15 protein-coding genes are annotated in these 17272 nt (G+C 59.2%); 3 read left to right on the forward strand and 12 right to left on the reverse strand.

What is annotated here, in order from left to right:
- Nucleotides 1-3: 3 nt before the first annotated feature.
- The 6 genes from glgA to FGA82_RS26070 form a co-directional block, all read right to left on the reverse strand.
- A complete protein-coding gene (gene glgA / locus FGA82_RS26045) occupies nt 4-1590 on the reverse strand; it encodes a glycogen synthase GlgA (RefSeq protein WP_007918141.1) in 1587 nt (528 codons plus the stop codon).
- Between the two features lie 620 nt (nt 1591-2210).
- Nucleotides 2211-3164, reverse strand: coding sequence for a D-2-hydroxyacid dehydrogenase family protein (locus FGA82_RS26050; protein ID WP_141129309.1), 954 nt, complete (start codon nt 3162-3164; stop codon nt 2211-2213).
- Between the two features lie 13 nt (nt 3165-3177).
- Entirely contained in the window at nt 3178-4227 is a 1050-nt protein-coding gene (locus tag FGA82_RS26055) for an alpha/beta fold hydrolase (RefSeq protein WP_141129310.1), read from the reverse strand.
- A gap of 87 nt (nt 4228-4314) precedes the next feature.
- The gene (locus FGA82_RS26060; RefSeq protein ID WP_141129325.1) at nt 4315-4749 is read right to left on the reverse strand and encodes a YqaA family protein; all 435 of its coding nucleotides are present in this window, start codon (nt 4747-4749) and stop codon (nt 4315-4317) included.
- Nucleotides 4749-5195 carry a DUF411 domain-containing protein gene (locus tag FGA82_RS26065; RefSeq protein ID WP_141129311.1) on the reverse strand — a complete coding sequence of 149 codons (447 nt, stop codon included), beginning with the start codon at nt 5193-5195 and terminating at the stop codon, nt 4749-4751. The genes FGA82_RS26060 and FGA82_RS26065 overlap by 1 nt, the downstream gene beginning before the upstream one ends.
- A gap of 321 nt (nt 5196-5516) precedes the next feature.
- Nucleotides 5517-7508: a methyl-accepting chemotaxis protein gene (locus FGA82_RS26070; protein WP_141129312.1), complete on the reverse strand. Its 1992-nt coding sequence runs from the start codon at nt 7506-7508 to the stop codon at nt 5517-5519.
- Nucleotides 7509-7890: 382 nt separating this feature from the next.
- On the opposite strand from FGA82_RS26070, the gene FGA82_RS26075 reads away from it, so the two are divergent.
- Nucleotides 7891-8418, forward strand: coding sequence for a hypothetical protein (locus tag FGA82_RS26075; RefSeq protein ID WP_141129313.1), 528 nt, complete (start codon nt 7891-7893; stop codon nt 8416-8418).
- A 60-nt stretch (nt 8419-8478) separates the two neighbouring features.
- On the opposite strand, the gene FGA82_RS26080 is transcribed toward FGA82_RS26075, so the two are convergent.
- From FGA82_RS26080 to FGA82_RS26100, 5 genes are read right to left on the reverse strand one after another with little or no spacing between them, the layout of a single operon-like run.
- Nucleotides 8479-9417, reverse strand: coding sequence for a GNAT family N-acetyltransferase (locus tag FGA82_RS26080; RefSeq protein WP_141129314.1), 939 nt, complete (start codon nt 9415-9417; stop codon nt 8479-8481).
- Entirely contained in the window at nt 9405-10703 is a 1299-nt protein-coding gene (locus tag FGA82_RS26085) for a phenylacetate--CoA ligase family protein (protein ID WP_141129315.1), read from the reverse strand. The genes FGA82_RS26080 and FGA82_RS26085 overlap by 13 nt, the downstream gene beginning before the upstream one ends.
- 43 nt (nt 10704-10746) lie before the next feature.
- On the reverse strand, nt 10747-13143 hold the full coding sequence (locus FGA82_RS26090) for an aldehyde dehydrogenase family protein (RefSeq protein ID WP_141129316.1): 2397 nt from the start codon (nt 13141-13143) through the stop codon (nt 10747-10749).
- A 1-nt stretch (nt 13144) separates the two neighbouring features.
- Nucleotides 13145-14275: an acyl-protein synthase gene (locus tag FGA82_RS26095; protein ID WP_141129317.1), complete on the reverse strand. Its 1131-nt coding sequence runs from the start codon at nt 14273-14275 to the stop codon at nt 13145-13147.
- An 11-nt stretch (nt 14276-14286) separates the two neighbouring features.
- Nucleotides 14287-15534 (reverse strand): MFS transporter, encoded by a 1248-nt coding sequence (locus FGA82_RS26100; RefSeq protein ID WP_141129318.1) that lies wholly within the window; start codon nt 15532-15534, stop codon nt 14287-14289.
- A gap of 53 nt (nt 15535-15587) precedes the next feature.
- Between FGA82_RS26100 and FGA82_RS32200 the strand changes: the two genes are divergently transcribed.
- Together FGA82_RS32200 and FGA82_RS26105 are read left to right on the forward strand one after the other, a co-directional pair.
- Complete coding sequence (locus tag FGA82_RS32200; RefSeq protein WP_171057358.1) at nt 15588-16007, forward strand: hypothetical protein; 420 nt, start codon at nt 15588-15590, stop codon at nt 16005-16007.
- Nucleotides 16008-16108: 101 nt separating this feature from the next.
- Nucleotides 16109-16297: a hypothetical protein gene (locus FGA82_RS26105; protein WP_038363103.1), complete on the forward strand. Its 189-nt coding sequence runs from the start codon at nt 16109-16111 to the stop codon at nt 16295-16297.
- An 18-nt stretch (nt 16298-16315) separates the two neighbouring features.
- Here FGA82_RS26105 and FGA82_RS26110 read toward each other — a convergent pair whose 3' ends face one another.
- Nucleotides 16316-16693 carry a fe2+ zn2+ uptake regulation protein gene (locus FGA82_RS26110; protein ID WP_095050747.1) on the reverse strand — a complete coding sequence of 126 codons (378 nt, stop codon included), beginning with the start codon at nt 16691-16693 and terminating at the stop codon, nt 16316-16318.
- Between the last annotated feature and the right edge of the window lie 579 nt (nt 16694-17272).

Here is a 17272-nt window from a genome sequence, read left to right on the forward strand (position 1 = left end):
TGGTTATTTGTGGTGAGCTTTACCCAGCGCCTTGGCGACCAGTTGTTCGTAGAGTTCGGCGTACGGTTCAACCGCTTTGCACCAGTTGAACGGCGCCGCCATTGCCCGGCAACGCATGGCATTGAGCAGTTCCGGAAAGGCGAACACCTTGAACGCGCGGCTCAGGGCTTCCTGATAGCTTTCAGCGGTGGATTCGTCGAAGAGAAAACCGGTGACGCCATTTTCAATAGTGTCGGCCAGCCCGCCGGTATTGCGCGCCACCGGCAGCGAGCCGAAACGCTGGGCGTACATCTGGCTCAAACCGCAAGGCTCGTAGCGCGAGGGCATCAGCAGGAAGTCGCTGCCGGCGAACATCCTGCGGGCGTCGGTTTCGTTGAAGCCGATGCGCACACCGATCTGGCCTGGGAAGCGCAGCGCCAGCTCGCGCATGGCTTGTTCTTCTTCCGGTTCGCCGCGACCGATGATTGCGATCTGGCCGCCGTTTTTTACGATGTACTCGGATACCGCGATCGTCAGGTCCAGACCTTTCTGATAGACCAGTCGCGACACCACGGCGAACAGCGGGCCTTCTGAGTCATTCAATTCAAATAGCTCACGCACGTGCGCGGCGTTGACCGCTTTGCCTTCCCAGTCACCAATGGCAAACGGCGCGAACAGGTGCGGATCGGTGGCGGCGTCCCAGCTCTCGTCGATGCCGTTGGGAATGCCGCTGAGCAAGCCTTGCTGGGTCTTGGCGGCGAGAAAACCGTCGAGGCCGCAGCCGAAATCCGGTGTGGTGATTTCCTGCGCGTAAGTGGCGCTGACCGTGGTGATATGACTCGAATAGGCCATGCCGGCCTTGAGGAACGACATCTTGCCGTAGAACTCCATGCCTTCCTGTTGCAGGGCATGGGTGGGAATCCCCAGTTCAGGGCAGGAACCGAGGCTGGTCACGCCTTGATACGCAAGGTTGTGAATGGTGAACAGGGTCGGCGTGCGCTGCCCGCGCCAGTGCATATAAGCCGGAGCCAGTCCGGCCGGCCAGTCGTGGGCGTGCACCAGATCCGGGCACCAGTGAATTTGTGCGAGGTTGGCGGCGATATCGGCAGCAGCCAGACCGAGACGGGCGAAACGAATGTGGTTGTCCGGCCAGTCGCGGCCGTTATTGGCGCCGTAGGGCGAGCCTTCGCGCTCGTAGAGCTCGGGGCAGATCAACACGTAGATCACCAAACCGTCCGGCATGTCCATACGCCCGATCTTGCACGGTGGCAGTGCGGCATGGCCGCCGAGTTCGCCGATGATGTGGATCGGGTTTTCGCTGTGCATCACTTGCGGGTAACCGGGGATCAACACGCGCACGTCGTGCAGATGGGCCATCGCCCGGGGCAGGGCGGCTGACACGTCACCCAGCCCACCGGTCTTGACCAGATCGGCGATTTCCGAGGTGACGAACAACACTTTTTTCTTGTTGGGGTTCTGGCTCGCTACCGGAGTCAGCGTTTTGGTGCCGGGGACGTTGATCTGTCGGCTGCCGGGAACACTGACGGTGCTCGATTCTCCAACCGCCTGCTGAGCACGCTCTCCCTGAATATCCAATGCCGCACTGATCATATGAATCTCCCGTCTCGTTGATCTGATTCTTGTCTTGAACAAGCGATGTCCATGGCCAAGTCCTGTGGCCGGGCGCAAACGCGCCACGCATCGGTGAGCAAACGCTACCCAACACGCGCAAGCAGAATGGGTGATCGGGCCGTTGCAAGGATTGCACCAGTCGCTTTGGCCCTGTCTTTCAGATGACCCGTCACGCGGAGCAAAAGTTTCGAGTTTTTTTGCGCAATGTGACGGGTCGGTTTTACCCCGCGAAAGTCAGTCTAGGCCAGATCCTAGAGCGGGCCAGAGCAAATGGGTAAATTGTTCGACAATCGGTTTGCCGTTAACGGAAATCGTGGTCTGGAAGGGTAAACGCACCGACGAAGTGCAGGTTTTTCTGTAGGGAAGGGCTAAAACGGTGACTGGGTAGTCACGATTTTGTGCTAGTGCTGAGCGCGACTGCACTGTTGTGGTGCGGTCAGTTTGTTGATGGGGAGACAGTGAATGCCCCTTCGCGAGCAAGCTCGCTCCGACAGGGGATCTTCAGTGGACGGGAAATCTGTTCCTGGCACAGATCCAATGTGGGAGCGAGCTTGCTCGCGAAGGCGCTGGTCGCTACACCAGCGCAATGATGGGAGTTCTCAGTTCAACAGGCGAACCGGCTCCCCGGCAGCCCATTGTTGAACATCCTCGATCATCTGCGAAAAGAACTGCTCATAGTTCTGCCGACTGACATAGCCCACATGCGGCGTCGCCAACACATTGTCGAGTGTGCGAAACGGGTGCATCGCCGGCAGTGGTTCCTGCTCGAACACATCCAGCGCTGCCCCGGCGATGTGCTGTTTCTGCAACGCCTTGATCAGCGCCGCTTCATCGACAATCGGCCCGCGCGCGGTGTTGACCAGCAGTGCGGTCGGCTTCATCCAGCCCAGCGCCTGCGCATCGACCAGGCCGCGACTGCGCTCGCTGAGGACCAGATGCACCGACAATACATCGGCCTGCTCGAACAGTGCCTGTTTGCTCACGTACGTAACGCCAACCTGTTCCGCCCGTTCGGCCGTGAGGTTTTCGCTCCAGGCGATCACCTTCATGCCGAACACCTGGCCGAACTGGGCGACGCGCTGGCCGATGCTGCCCAGACCGAGAATGCCAAGGGTCTTGCCATGCAAATCACCGCCCAGCCCTTGCTGCCACTGGCCGGCGCGCAGGGCGTTGGCTTCTTTCACCAGATTGCGTGTCGCCGCCATGATCAGCGCCCAGGTCAATTCCGGCGCGGCGTGCTTGTAACTGTCGGTGCCGCAGACCTTGATCCCGAGTTTTGCCGCCGCCTGCATGTCCAGCGCGGCATTGCGCATGCCGCCGGTGACCAGCAGTTCAAGGTTGGGCAGGCGCTTGAGCAGGTCTTCGTCGAACCGCGTGCGTTCGCGCATCACGCAAATCACCTGGTAGCGGCCCAGCCGCTCGGCCAGTGTCGCGTTGTCGGCGGGGTAATCATGCTCGAACGTCACTTCCCCGAGGCTATCGAGCACCGACCAGTCGACCACATCGCGGGCCACGTCCTGCCAGTCATCGATCACTGCAATCTGCACCGCCATCAGCCTTACCTCTTCAACGAACGGAATTGGATGTATTGAGCCAGTCGAGCAGGGCCTTGTGGAACTGCGCCGGTTCTTCCATTTGCGGGGCGTGGCCCATGCCGGGAAACTCCACCAGCGTCGACTGCGGGATCAGCTTGGCCACTTGTTTGCCGAGCACCTCATAGTGGCCGATTTTCGCTTTCACCTCAGGTGGCGCGAGATCCTTGCCGATGGCTGTGGTGTCGGAGGTGCCGATCAGCAGCAGGGTCGGCATCTTCAAGTCCTTGAACTCGTAGTACACCGGTTGGGTGAAAATCATGTCGTAGATCAGCGCCGAGTTCCACGCCACCTGGGTTTTGCCCGGGCCTTTGCTCAGGCCGGCGAGCATGTCCACCCAACGGTCGAATTCCGGTTTCCAGCGGCCGTCGTAATAGGTGGTGCGTTCGTAATCACGAATGCCTTGGGCGCTGACTTTCAACTCACGCTGATACCACTGATCCACGGTGCGATACGGTACGCCGAGGGCTTTCCAGTCTTCCAGACCGATCGGGTTGACCAGTGCCAACTGCTCGACCTGTTCCGGGAACAGCAAGGCATAACGAGTGGCGAGCATGCCGCCGGTGGAATGGCCGAGCAACGTGGCTTTCTGAATGCCCAGCGCTTTGAGCAACTGCTGAGTGTTGGTCGCCAGTTGCTGAAAGCTGTACTGATAGTTGTCAGGTTTGCTGGAGGTGCAGAAGCCGATCTGATCCGGCGCGATCACCCGGTAACCGGACTCGCTCAAGGCCTTGACCGAACTGTCCCAGGTGGCCGCGCAAAAATTCTTGCCGTGCATCAGCACCACGGTGCGGCCATTGGCCTTGCCGTGGGCGGCGACGTCCATGTAACCCATTTGCAGGGATTTGCCCTGAGACTGAAACGCAAAGTGTTTAAGCGTGTAGGGGTACTCGAAACCTTGCAGTTCCGGGCCGTATGCCGGGCCTTCCGGCGCGGCTTCGCCGGTCGTGACAGCCTGAGCTGACAGGGGCAAGGCGGCGCAGAGGAGCAGGGAGGGGAGCCAACGGGAAAACGTGACAGACATTAGGTCAAACTCCGTTTGAAATCGGCCGATGCTGGAACGGCTGGATTATGCCGACGTTAAACATAGGCAATGCGCGCGGCCGAGCGTTCAACCCAGCCAGCCCAGCGTCAGCATGGCCAGCACGCCGTAACGGGCGCCTTTGGCCAGGGTGACGATCAATAGAAAGCGCCCGAGTGGTTCGCGCATGACGCCAGCAATCAGCGTCAGCGGGTCGCCAATGATCGGCAACCAGCTCAGAAGCAATGACCAATGCCCGTAGCGCTCATAGTGTTTGCGCGCCTTGGCCATTTGCGCGGGGTTGACAGGAAACCAGCGTCGATCCTGAAAACGCTCGATGCCACGGCCCAGCCACCAGTTGACCAGCGAGCCGAGTACATTGCCCAGCGTTGCCACCGCAAGCAGGCCCCACAGCCAGTAACGCTCGCTGACGATCAAACCGACCAGCACTGCCTCGGACTGCAACGGCAACAAGGTGGCCGCACCGAACGCGGCAAAGAACAGCCCGAAGTAAGCGGCGCCGATCAATGGGCCGGGTAGTCCGCCACGACAACCTCAGCGCCGTCCTTTTTCAGGCCGATCACTTGATAAGCATCGCTCATGCCGTCCATTTCCATGCCCGGCGAACCCATCGGCATACCCGGTGCGGCGACGCCGAGCAGATCGTCACGCTTGCTCAGGGCCAGGACCTGCTCCGCCGGCACGTGGCCTTCGACGAATTTGCCGTTGATGATCGCGGTGTGGCACGACGCCAGACGCGGCGGTACGCCATGTTGTTGCTTGAAGCTGCTCATGTCGCTTTCGACGTGGTCTTCGACTTTGAAACCGTTGGCTTCGAGGTGGCTGATCCATTTTTTGCAGCAACCGCAATTGGCGTCGCGGTGCACTTCGATCGGGATCAGGTCGGCGGCTTGCGCCATGGAAGAAATGAACAGGGCGCTCAGGGCGACCAGACGCAGATGGGTTCGCATAACGGATTCTCGGCTCGGCTGACGATCAGAAAAGAACGCATTTTGAACGGTTTTTTCCGCCAGGCATCAACGCAATGTTTCCAGTTGTTGCAAGGCAGGCTGGCAGGATGATCGTAGATCAAGGCTGTCAGGTTGCTGAGCGCGAGATGACAAAGTTGTCAGGTGGCCACATCTGGCGATGGTATGGCCCTGTGGGAGCGAGCTTGCTCGCGAATGCGGTCATTCAGCCACTGAAGCAGCGACTGGCAGGTTACTTTCGCGAGCAAGCTCGCTCCCACAAGGGGTATCTGTCGGGCAGAAAACCCTTGTGGGAATCAGAGATCAGCGGACTTTGAAACGTCCCATGATCGCGCTGACGCGGCTATTGGCTTCAAGCAACTGATGGGTATTCAGTTCGCTGGCTTTGCCACTTTGCACCAGCTCATCCACCATGTGGCGGATCTGCACCATGCTGCGGTTGATCTCTTCGGTCACGGCGCTTTGCTGTTCGGCGGCGGTGGCGATCTGGGTGCTGAGGCTGTTGATGTGGCTGACCGAGCCGGCCATTTCGTCCAGACCGGAGTTGACCCGTGCAGTCGCGTCGGCAGCCGATTGGCAACTGGCCTGAGTGTTCTCCATGGCGCTGACCGACGAGCTCACGCCTTGCGTCAGACGCGTCAACATCTCGTTGATTTCCGAAGTGCTGGCCTGGGTGCGTGCGGCGAGGGCGCGGACTTCATCGGCGACTACGGCAAAACCGCGCCCCTGTTCACCAGCGCGCGCTGCTTCAATGGCGGCGTTGAGCGCCAGCAGGTTGGTCTGCCCGGCAATCGCACCGATCACCCCGAGAATCTCGGTGATGCGCTGGGCATCCTGTTGCATGTTTTCGACTTTGTGCGTCGCGCTGGCCACTTCATCGATCAGCGCCACGACACTGTTGGTGGCTTCGCCCACCACCACACGCGAACGGTCGGCGTTTTCGTTGGCGCGCTGGGTGAAAGCGGCGGTTTCAGCGGCATTCTGCGCCACGCTTTCTGCCGTCGAACTCATCTCGGTGATGGCGGTGACGGTCTGATCGGTTTCCGAGGCGTGGCGCAGCAGGATCTGGCTGGTGTGCGCCGAAGTGCGCTGCAGGTTGTCGAGGCTCGATGCCATGGCGCCGGTGGCCTGAGTGACTTCGCCGATCATGTTTTGCAAGTAGGCAATAAAGGTGTTGATTGAATGACCGATGGCGCCGAGTTCATCTTCGGCGCGAATGGTGATGCGGCGGGTCAGGTCGGCATCGCCGCTGGACAGCAAATCGATGTTGGCTTTCAAGGCTTTCATGCGCTGCACCAACTGGCGAATCGCATAGACCTGCAACAGCACCAGCAGGATCACCAGCGGAATCTGCAACAGACTCAAGGTGCTGAGGACGTCATCACGCTGGGCGGTGAGCATTTTCGTTGGCAGGGCGCTGGCGAGGAACCACGGCGTGCCTTCTATCGGGCGCATGAAGAAGGTGCTGGCTTCACCGTTGTTGTCGAACTCGATGCGTTGCGCCTGATCGCGGTTCTGCAACGCGGCTTTGACCTGGCTGGCGAAAGTCGACGTGCCGGCCAGTTCGCTGATGTTCTTCAGCACGATCGGGCCACTGATGCGCGAGCTGTTACTGATGATCTTGCCGTCGGCCTCAATGATCAGCATCTCGGCGTTGAGGTCTTTTTCCTTGCGCGCCACCAGATCGTTGAAGAAGCCGAGGGTCACGTCGATGGTCGAAACGCCCCAGGCGCTGCCGTTTTTCTGGATGGCCATGGCGCAGTTGGTACGCGGTTCGGCGCTGGCGTCATCTTTATACGCTGCCGCCCACGCGCATTGGCCGCGCGGTGTGGCCATGCCGCCCTTGTACCAGCTCTGGTCGTAATAGTTGGGGGCCGCGTCACTGTTCCAGAAGGTGTTCACGGCCAGTTTGCCCGACGCGTCGCGGTGCCAGAACGTACTGAATTTGTTGCGCCCGGCCTCACGCTGCCCCGGCAGCGGCCAGATCCCGCCACCGAATACCTTCAACTCACCGTACTGATCGACCAGGCCTGGCAGCACCGTGTCGATGGCGGCGCTGTCGAGCAGCGGGATGGTCTGGGTGATGCTGCGCTGTTGCGCCTGCACTTTGTTCAACTCGCCCTGAATCTGCTCGGCCACTTCGGCGATGCGGTTGAGGACTACCTGTTCTTCGGTATGGCGCAGTTTCGGGGCGACCAGTTGGCTGATGCCGACCACGGTCAACACCGACAACAGCAGGATGAACAGAACCAGAAACAGCGTGTAGCGAGCCTGAATAGTGCGGAATGCGGGCATGGAGACCGGTCCTTGAGCAGCGTTTCTTATTAGGGGGCGGGGTAAAACAGTGCGGGTATCCACAGCGTATCGTCGTTGTGGCGGGAAGCTTTAGGTACTCACGTCCTAAAAAGTGCAGGTGCCGATGACTGGTCAGTATCAGGATCGATACATAAACGCAGCTCAGCGCTTCCAAGTGCGCGTCACCACGATTTTCATTTCATTGGCATGACAGCTCTGGGGCAGGATTTGCGGGGGCGTTTGGCTTTTGTATCGAGAATGTACAAGAATTGTAAAAAAGTGCAGAAAGAGGTTGGTGCCATCAGTTCGCCCGTCGATACTCGCGCCCATTAATGGTGCCTGGCACGGATATTTTCATGGTCATTTCACAGGGAGTCTTCTCATGACGATCGGTATTGTCGGTGGTTGGGAGAGCAAGGCAGGGGTTCTGGTTCGTAACACCGGCGCAAAAAAACAGGTGGCCCAGAGTGTCAAGGTGCAGCAGATGCTGACCATGGTCGGCAACGATCCCAACGCACTGAATACTGCTGAAATGGACAAGCAAGGTTTGCGCAAGCAGATCAAGGGTTTTGATCCTGCGAATGTGTCGGTTAAACAACTGGGTAACCTGAGCGCGTTTCTGCGTGGCCGCGGGCTGATCTCCGAGATCACTTCGTTTACGTTGATGAACGCCGGTGACAAGTTCGACCGTTTCGGCGTGACGACCGATGTCGATGCGAAATTCAATGCGCTGGAATATTTCGCCACCCAACTCGATGCCATCCAGACCAACGGGCTCAATGGCAACGCCTACGGCAAGAACCTGATTCCCGAGTTCAAGAAAGCGATCTATGTTCTGCAGAACCTCAAGACCTACGGTGAAGGCAATGCCGCGAAACCGGTCGACGAGGGCGTCAAAGCCAAGGCTTGAGCCCAACCGGTGTAGCCCGTTCAACGCTTGAACGGGCTGGTCGAGGTAAAGACTTCTGGTTCAAGACAGCGGCGACGCCTCGCTGGCGCGCGGGGCGATGTGTTGTTGCGCCTGATCATGCAATCGCTGGATGTGCGGGCAATGCAACTCCAGCGTACGCGGCTGATATCCACGATGAAACAACGCCAGCCATCCCGCGCAACGTTCATTCGGGGCAATCCCGGTGAAGACGAAGCCCATCGCCGAGAGGCTTTCCACGGCGCTGGCGAAACCCGTTGCCAGCCTGAGTCTGATCGAGATCATCCAGTGTCCGGGCAGTTGTCGTAGCTGTTTAAGTAAAGGGCTATCGAGTTTTTTCAGCATCAAGTCATAACGCCCGAAAGAGTGCTCGACCTGCATCGGCGGCCCCACCCAAGGTGGTTCTTTTTCCTGCACCCCGTACACCTCGCACAAGTGTTCCATGAGTTCGCGACAGCTTTGCGGCCACGGCAACGGCGGGAGCGGGCGGCGGTAACCATCGACAGGGGTGTAGCCGATGACGATGGACTCCGGCAGTGCTTCGCCAAACGGCGAGGGCACATAGTCGAGCAACAACCCACTGCTGTAAAAGCCGAGCCGGTCAGCCATGCGTTGGGTATAGGCGTGCTGCGTCACCTGTTTGATGGTCACACCCTGGCAACCCAACGCTTGCGCATGGATCAACAACCGAATGCCCAACTGGGTGGCGATGTTCTGCCCGCGAGTCGATGGATGGACCACGCTCAATGCCAGTTCCGCTGTGTGCGATCCGCTGTTTCGGCACAACGTGGCGTGACCGAGGATTTTCTTGCCGGATTCCGCCACCAGGGAATGCCAGCGTCCATCGCCATGGTTCTGATTGATCATCAAAGGCAAATACACGTGTGGCTGCACGTAATGGTCGCCATAGATTTCCCGGAACAAACGGCTGACGGCTCCGGCGTCGGAGCGGCGATAACTGCGCAGCGTCACGTTGTCCATGGGCATTGCTCCGGGCGTGGGGTTGCGTAACTGCGCAGGTCGACGACGCGTTGGCGTTTGCCGGAGCGCGGATGGCGAGCGAGCTCTTCGGCTGTGCAATGGGTAATCTGCAACTCGATTAACCGATCCGCGCAGAGTTGCGTCATCAACGGGTATTGCTTGATCAATTCCCCGTGCAATATTGTGTTGGCGCAAGCAGTCAAGGGTTTCAGCGCATCGGGCACCCACTTCAGAAGCAAGATGTCGATGTTCGCCGATTGGCTGATGACCAGTTGCCAGTCGTTGCAGGTAGTGCGCTGGACGATTCTGTCGATGTCCTCCATCAGCAGGGTCAGGCTGCTCACCCGTACGCGCTGACTGCTCCCGCTACGACCCAACAAGGCAAACTTGCGCATGGCCGTCGTGGCCGGTTCTCGCCAGCAGGCGAGGTCGCCCACCGGGTAACGGATCAACGGCATAAGCCGGCGGGTGAGGTTGGTCACCACCAACCGCCCGCTACGATCGCATTCTTCAATCACTTCACCGGTGTGCTCATCAATAATCTCCAGCACGCTGTGACTGGCGAGCATGCGGTGTTCGCCCACGGCGCAATCGCGGCTTGTCGCGCCGATGAAGCCTGCGTCGACACTGGCGTAGCCGATGGAGGCGAACCGCGCATTGGGGAACACCCGGCGCAATATCTGCAGTTGCCCGGCGAACAGGCTTTCGCCGCCGTAGAGCACGGTCTCGACTTCGGCCAGACTTTGCGCCTGGCGCTCCAGCACGCTGGCGAATGTCAGCAATTGTGCAGGCACGCCGGCCAATACGTTGATCCGGTGCTGGCGGATGGCGTCAGCCAGCACACCAGGGTCGACGTCGCCGGTAAAAGGGTATTCGGTGACGCCCGCTGTTTCGTGCGCCAGTGCATCGTGGATAAAGATGAAACTGGCATACAGATCGCCGACAAAAAACAGATTTGCAACCCGGTCTCGCGGATTCAGTTGGCTCGCCAGATGGCGACCGAAGTCGCGTACAAGTGTCTGCCACTCCTCGCGGGTAAACACCGAAAGTCTACCGGCGCTGGTTGTTCCACCGGTCTTGAACACCAGTGCACGTTCAACCATTGAGGTCAGAACGGGCCAATGTTCCAGGTTCTCGCTATTTGCCCAGTATTGTTGTGGGTCGATCAGCGGAAGTTCATCCAGTGTTGTTACCTGTGGCGCAACGTTTTGCAAATGACTGGCGTAATAAGTTGAGTGCTGTCGGGCGAAGGCGAGCAACTTGTTCATTTCAAGTGTGATGTTCATGGTGTTCTCTTTAGTTGTTCAGGTACGGGACGATGCTGGCTCTTTAACGGCGAGCGTCGACCACGGGCGGTATCTTTCCGCTGTGTCTGTTTCTGTCGAACTGTTGCGGCTCGCAGGTTTGCGCTTGCACGGTGAGAAGCCCGGTTCGCACGAGGGTCGCCAGCGTCGCGTAGCCTTCCAGTCGGCGGAGGATGTCTGCGGCGGCACCGGGGCTGCGAATCAGCAGGCGTTCGAGGCCGTCAGGGGCGTGATCGAGGTGCAGCTGAAACGGTGCTTGCAGATGCATGGCGAGCTGGTTCAGGCAGATGAAATCGCTGCCGATACGCAGGAGCTTGCCGTGCCGCTGCAGCAGTTCGAAACGCGGGGAACTCAGCCCGCACGAGCAATCGCCGAGCAACCAGCGTCCGGTGTCGCCGACGTCATAACGCTGAACCTGCTGGCCCTCGCGGGCTTTGGCGGTGAACAGTAAGCGGCCAATTTCATCGCCAGCGACTGGCACGTCCTCTTCCAGTGCAACGATTTCCAGATGCTGGATCGCGTCCATCAGATGAAACACGCCATCGCCGGTCGCGGCGCAGGCGTGCCCGAAGGGTCCGGCATCGACACTGCCATACACCGCCGAGCGGATGCTGGCAACGCCACAGCGCTGCAACAGTTCGCGGCACTGATCACTGATGTGTTCACCGCCGAGAAAGACTTTTTCGATGGCGCCATAACGGCTCAGACGCTGATGTTCGTTGAGGAATAAACGATGCAGGGTGCTGGGCATGCCGATCAGTACCGTCACGCGCTGTTCGATGATGACTTGCGCAATATCGCTGTAGTCATCGTCGGCCGGAGCTCCCATTGGCAGGTGGTGGGCGCCCAATATTTCCAGCACTTTGGCAAAACTGAAGAAGCCGCCGTACAAACCGCCACTGAAAAACAGGTTCATCACCTTGTCTCGGCTCGGATCGAGACCTGCCGCAAACAATCCGTCGGCCGCTGCGCGCATTTGTCGTTGAAAATCGCGGTAGCTATAACCCGCCAGCGCCGGTGTGCCGCTGCTGCCGCCAGAGCGGAAAAACAGTTGCGCTGCCGCTGTTGTCGGTCGTGCGATAAACGTTTTTTTGTCGGTGATTGGCAAGCCTGTCAGCGTCGGCGCGCCAGTTGGCCGGTCGAGGGTCATGTGGATGGGCAACTGCGTCGGCGCAACGCTGACCGACACCCGCCGGCTCAGGCGCTGCAGGGCATAGACGCCATCGTGGGGTTCGCCATCGTAGCTGTCGTGAATGGAGTTGATTGGCGCAATTCGGCTGACACCTGCTGCAATCAGCGTACGCGACAGTTGTCCGATGTGCGTTTCGCCGCACGCCAGCGCACAACTCTGTAAAACGTTGCGCCAGGGCAGCAGGGTTTGTGTCAGTCGCGCCCGTGGCAGGGGCTTGAGCAACACCGTGCGAAACAGCGGCGAGGGTGCGAGTAACTGATCGTGGCTCCAGATCACCCGCCATCCCGGTGCGCTCCAGACCTGCGCCGTCACCCCGGAAAAACTCTCGCCCAGACGCGTCATCAGGGTGCAGGTGGTGATCTCGCTGGCCTCCTGAGCCGTCGGGATCAGCGCTGGCCATTGCCCGGCGCGGCGCTCGAACGCCTTGGCCAATTCGCTGCCGATTGCTTGCAGAACGGCGGGTTCGTCGCTGTCGACCAACAACCATTGCGGGCTTGAGCAGGCTTGCTGGTCCAGTCGGCAGACCTCATCGACCAACGCGTCCAGTGCCTGCGGCGAGGCGGCATCCGGCGTCAGGTAGGCGAAACTGATGCGGTGCCCCCAGTCGATCCAGCGACAACCGGGCGGTAGCTGTTGGCGGATCGCTTGCAGTGCCGCTTCGCCACCCCACGCCGAAACGCCGTTGGCCATGTTGCACAAACGACCGATTTGTTCCGTCGCCACTGGCAGCACAGCCACGTAATAGCGCAGTTGGCCGGTTGGGTCGCATTGCACCAGCGCGTGCAGCAAGCGCGCCGTCAGGCCCTGGTCGCTGCGGCTGGGACGTAACCAATTGATGTTGCCGGCCAACAGGCTTTCAATGATCGCGCAACACGCCAGTAGCGGTGCGTTGGCCGGTGTGATGTGGACCACCAGTCCCAGCGGACTCCAGCGCTCAAAGCGCGATTGCTGGTAATCGACACGTCGCAGCGATTGCGCCTGATCGCCGAGTTCGCGTTCAAGCTTTTGTTGCAGAGCATGAGGCTGACAGAAGCCGATCAGGGCCTGGCGTTGTTCTTCATCCAGCGGCAGTTCGGCGCTGTGCAATTGCTGGGCAAACTGTGCGGCGGCAGTCAGTACGGTGGCGCTGTCCAGCGGCGTACTCAGCTGTTGTGGCAAGGTCTGATGCAGCAGCGCCAGTGCGTTGTCGAGGTCGACGTCCGCGTGCAGTTCTCCGTTGATAAGGTACATGTCAGTGCCTCCCCAGTAATTCGGACGCGGCCATCGCGCAGCTTCTGCCGACCGTAGTGCTTGCGCGGCCATGCAGTTCGAACCAGTCACTGGCGAGGCCGCAGTCACAGCTCGAAGCGGGGTGCAATGTCGCCAGATCGCTCATCACCACGGCGTGCGCCGGGCTGGACGAAATATAGGGCGAGACGAACCCCAGCAAGCCTTGCTGGCCGTAGGGTTGAACGGAGAAGTTCTGCGGATTGCGTACGTAAGCCTTGGTGTAAACGGGCACATGAAAATGATGGTGGGCACATTCGATGTAAGGCACCGCGTGCTCGACCGCGCCGTAACCGTCGCGGCATCGTGACGTTGCGATACCCAGTTGTCGGGCGATGCGCCCATAAAGTTGTTGTTTTGGAATTTCCTCGCGGGCCTGTGTTTTCCAGCCGCCGCCGAAGAACACTAGCGAATCGGCCGGCAGTTTCAGCTCAGGCACACCTGTGGCCTGCATATGCTGCAAGGTCTGCCAAAGAAACGCCGGGAAACCGAAAATGCGCACGGGCAGGCCTTCCTCGGCGAACGATTGCAGGGCCGCGATGACCCCGAACACATCGAACTGGTGACCATCGCCGTTGCAGCGCAAGGCGTAGACAACTCGGTTGACGGGCGCAAAGCGGCAAAGGAACTGGTCGGTATAGGACGTTCCCAGTGTGATCGCACCTTGCGGTTCGTAGCTCAGCAGCAGGTAGTTGCACGGCGTATCCGGTGTGTTCCAGCCGTAATGGCTAAAGATCTGCTCGACCATGAACTGCGCGGCCGACAGGCTGCGTTGGTCATAGCGCATGCGGCTTTTTTGGCCACTGGTGCCGGAGGATGTCAGTTCCAGGGCATTCTCTCCGGTCGGGCTGAGCAACAATTGCTGTTTGAAAAAATTGGCCAGAATCGGCGGCAGTCGGGACCAGTCATCGAGGCTGTCCAGATCCTTCACATCGAGGCCGTTAGCGTTCAGCCAATGTTCGTAGCCGGGGGTGTGCTGGCAATGAAACCGACTGATTTCGGTCATGGCCTGGTCGAACAGGCCCGCAGGCACAGAATCCGGGCAATAGGGGTGTGGCAACGCGCAAAGCGCATCGCTGGCGGGGAAGTGGTTCATTCAATATTCCTTTATTGAGTGGCAGCGGAGTCGGGCGGTGTGGATTGCAACAATCCCTGCACCAGAGGCAGGCACATCAGGCCGCTGAAGGCCGCGCAGATTGCGAAAAGCTCGAGGCGGGCGCCACCGCCGATGGCGGCAATCAATGAGCCGCCGAGCCCCATCACCGCAATCGAAATCATGCCGGCCAGGGCCGAGACCAAGCCCTTGCTGTCGGCGCTGGCAAACAGCGCCAGCCGATACAGCGCAGCGTTGCTCATTCCCAGCCCGACCGCGTACAACGCCAGGCTGGCAACCACTGCGCCGAGTCCAGCACCGCACAGCGCGCAGGCAATCAATGCCACAAGCCCCAGGCAAAAAGGCCAGAGCGCCAAGCGGATCAGCCGGGATAAAGAGTGCGTAACCAGCAAGCGGTCGAGAATCAGATTGCCGGTGATAACGGCGGAAAAAACCGGAATCTGCCACAAGGCATATTCCAGTGGCGTTAGCCCGAGCAGCTGGATCAGCAGCAGCGGTGCCAGGCCGATCCAGGCGATCAGCGGCAGGCTCATGAACCCCAGTGCGAGACTGGCAGCGAGGAAGGCCCGATTACCCAAGAGGGCTCGGTAGCGTTGACCGGTCTGGCGCCAGGAACAACGTACGGCGGCCTGCACTTGCCCATCGCGGCGAGTGACCCCGACCGTTTCCGGCATGCAGACGAAAAGCCCCAGCCAGACCATTGATGCGGCAAAAGCCAATCCCAGAAACAGTTCGCGCCAGGACAGCCATTGCAACAACAGAATGCCCAGTAACGGCCCCACCAGCGGTGAGAGCAGGGCGATATTGCCGAGCAGCGCCATCAAGCGTACCGCATCAGCCTCGCAGAACACTTCCTGAAGGGCCGGATAACTGACCGCAACCACAAAACCCAGACCCATGCCTTGCAGCAGTCGCAGAAAATTGAAGGCTTCAATGCTTTGGGTGAAGAATGCCCCCGCGCAGGCCGCCGCAAACAATGCGCAGCCGATCAACAATACCCGCCGCCGCCCCCATTGATCGGACAGCGGCCCAATCAGCCATTGCAGGCAGACACCGCCGATCAGATAAAGATTGAAGGCGTTGGGCACATGACGCACATCGGCGTGAAGTTCTGTTGTCACGCTCAGCATGGCCGGCATGATCAAGTCGCTGGCCATATACGTCAGAAGTTCAAAAGCGCTTAACGCTAAACAGAAGCCGAGCACTTGTCGCGGCCCGATCCGTATAAGAGTTCTCTGCATAAACGTCCCTGTTAGTGAGTGGAGGAAAGTTGCCAGAGACTAGTGGCAGAGGCATGCGTGACCTATTGTTTTGCTGCGACATTAGATTTCAAATGCTTGCAACTTATTTAGCGAATCCGGTTTACGTACAGGGCAAGTTACAACTGCGCAGGAGAGTCGGGCGGCAAAAACAGAAAAGCCCGCAACAGGGCGGGCTTTGTTTGAAGTTGATCGGGCTTGTTGATTTCCTGCCGCCATCGGTTCATTGGCAAGCGGGCAGGGCGAACAATCCTGTTCTAGCGATGTTGGTAATAGCCAGGGCCACCTTGGTAGTAACGGTGGTGATCGTCATGCCAGCCGCCGTGGGGGAAGATGATGCAGCCACTCAGGGTCAGCAGGGCAAGAACGGGAATCAGCCAGGTGATTCGACGCAGCATTTTGAAAATTCCTCATGGTTACGCCGTCATGAAGCCAAAACTCTTCATCGGCTGTAACATGAGACCCCGATTGCAGCGGCGCATCCCCGTAGAACGGTATGTGCATGGCATGCAAGCGGATACAAACCGGATACATTTAAAAGTTTCAGGAAACCGCAATGACCCACAAGCAACGCTTGATTTATTCGATTCTGATCGCCGTGTCGGTCCTGGCGATCATGCTCGGCCTGTCCTGGCTGCAAAACGCCGGGATGATCTCGGAGAAGACGTTCCAGTTCGTCGCCATCGGTGTGGCGGTGATCGTGGTGGTGATCAACGGCGTGATGCGCCGCAAGGTCAAGCCCTGACGGCGATTGCCACACGCTTCAATCGTGGTTGAGGACGGCCGCAGCCTGTGGATGCAGGCTGTAGCTCTTGTCTTCATTGAAGGTGATCACACCTTCGGCGCACAGGCGCTTGAGCACTTCGCGGACACTGAGGAAGGACAGCGGAATATCCAGATCCAGCAATTGGCTGTGGACGCCGCGCACACCCAGACGCCGCTCGCTTTGTGCGGCGACCAGCAGGGCATCAATGACTTTCAGACGAATCAGGCTGGTGCGCAGCCCGAAACTTTTCAGCAGCAAGCGGATGCGTTCGTTACCGTGACGCTCGACGCGTTGCCCGAAATCGCTCGCGTGGGGGCTCATGGAAACTCCTTTGGGTGCCTGGCTACCGTCCGTTGGTAGTTGCGAGTTGTACATGCGATTACTCCTTTTCAGAGCCTGATCGGGAAAAGTTTTTTTGCTCTCTCTAAACAAGACGTTTCAGCACGACAAATCATGAAAGAAAAAATGTAGAAAATTTGTCGGGGGGTTGTCTTTTTCTTGTGATTCTGGGTTGAGATTGCGTTGGGCTTGGCGGCCTTTGGGCCGACCATGCTCTTGGGTTTTGGGTGTATATCCGTTTTTTTTGGGCGTTGCGGCTGGCGGTTTCGCTCTTACAGCGACTCACTTTTCCAGACGCCGAAAAGTAAGCAAAAGGCTGGGCCCCGGCGTTCGGCCCGCTCGCTGGGGCTCGGGGTTCCTTCGCTACGGGATTGATCCGGGGGCATCGTCTACGGTTTGCTTCGCTGCACCTCCTCTCGATGTGTTCGACTTCGTCGAACGGTCGCTGCGCTCCCACCCCCGGATCAACCCCTCCACTCAGCCTGCCAAAGGGGCCGGCACGGCAAGATCAAGAACTGCAGCCGAGCTAACGCTCATCCTGTTGAGTGGTGAGGGGCGGGGTGTTTGGCTTTTGATCTGGTTGTGTATTTGAGTGCGGCTCGGTATTTCATGTCG

Origin of the sequence: Pseudomonas fluorescens (assembly GCF_005938625.1) — a bacterium.
GTDB classification, from domain to species: domain Bacteria; phylum Pseudomonadota; class Gammaproteobacteria; order Pseudomonadales; family Pseudomonadaceae; genus Aquipseudomonas; species Aquipseudomonas fluorescens_BD.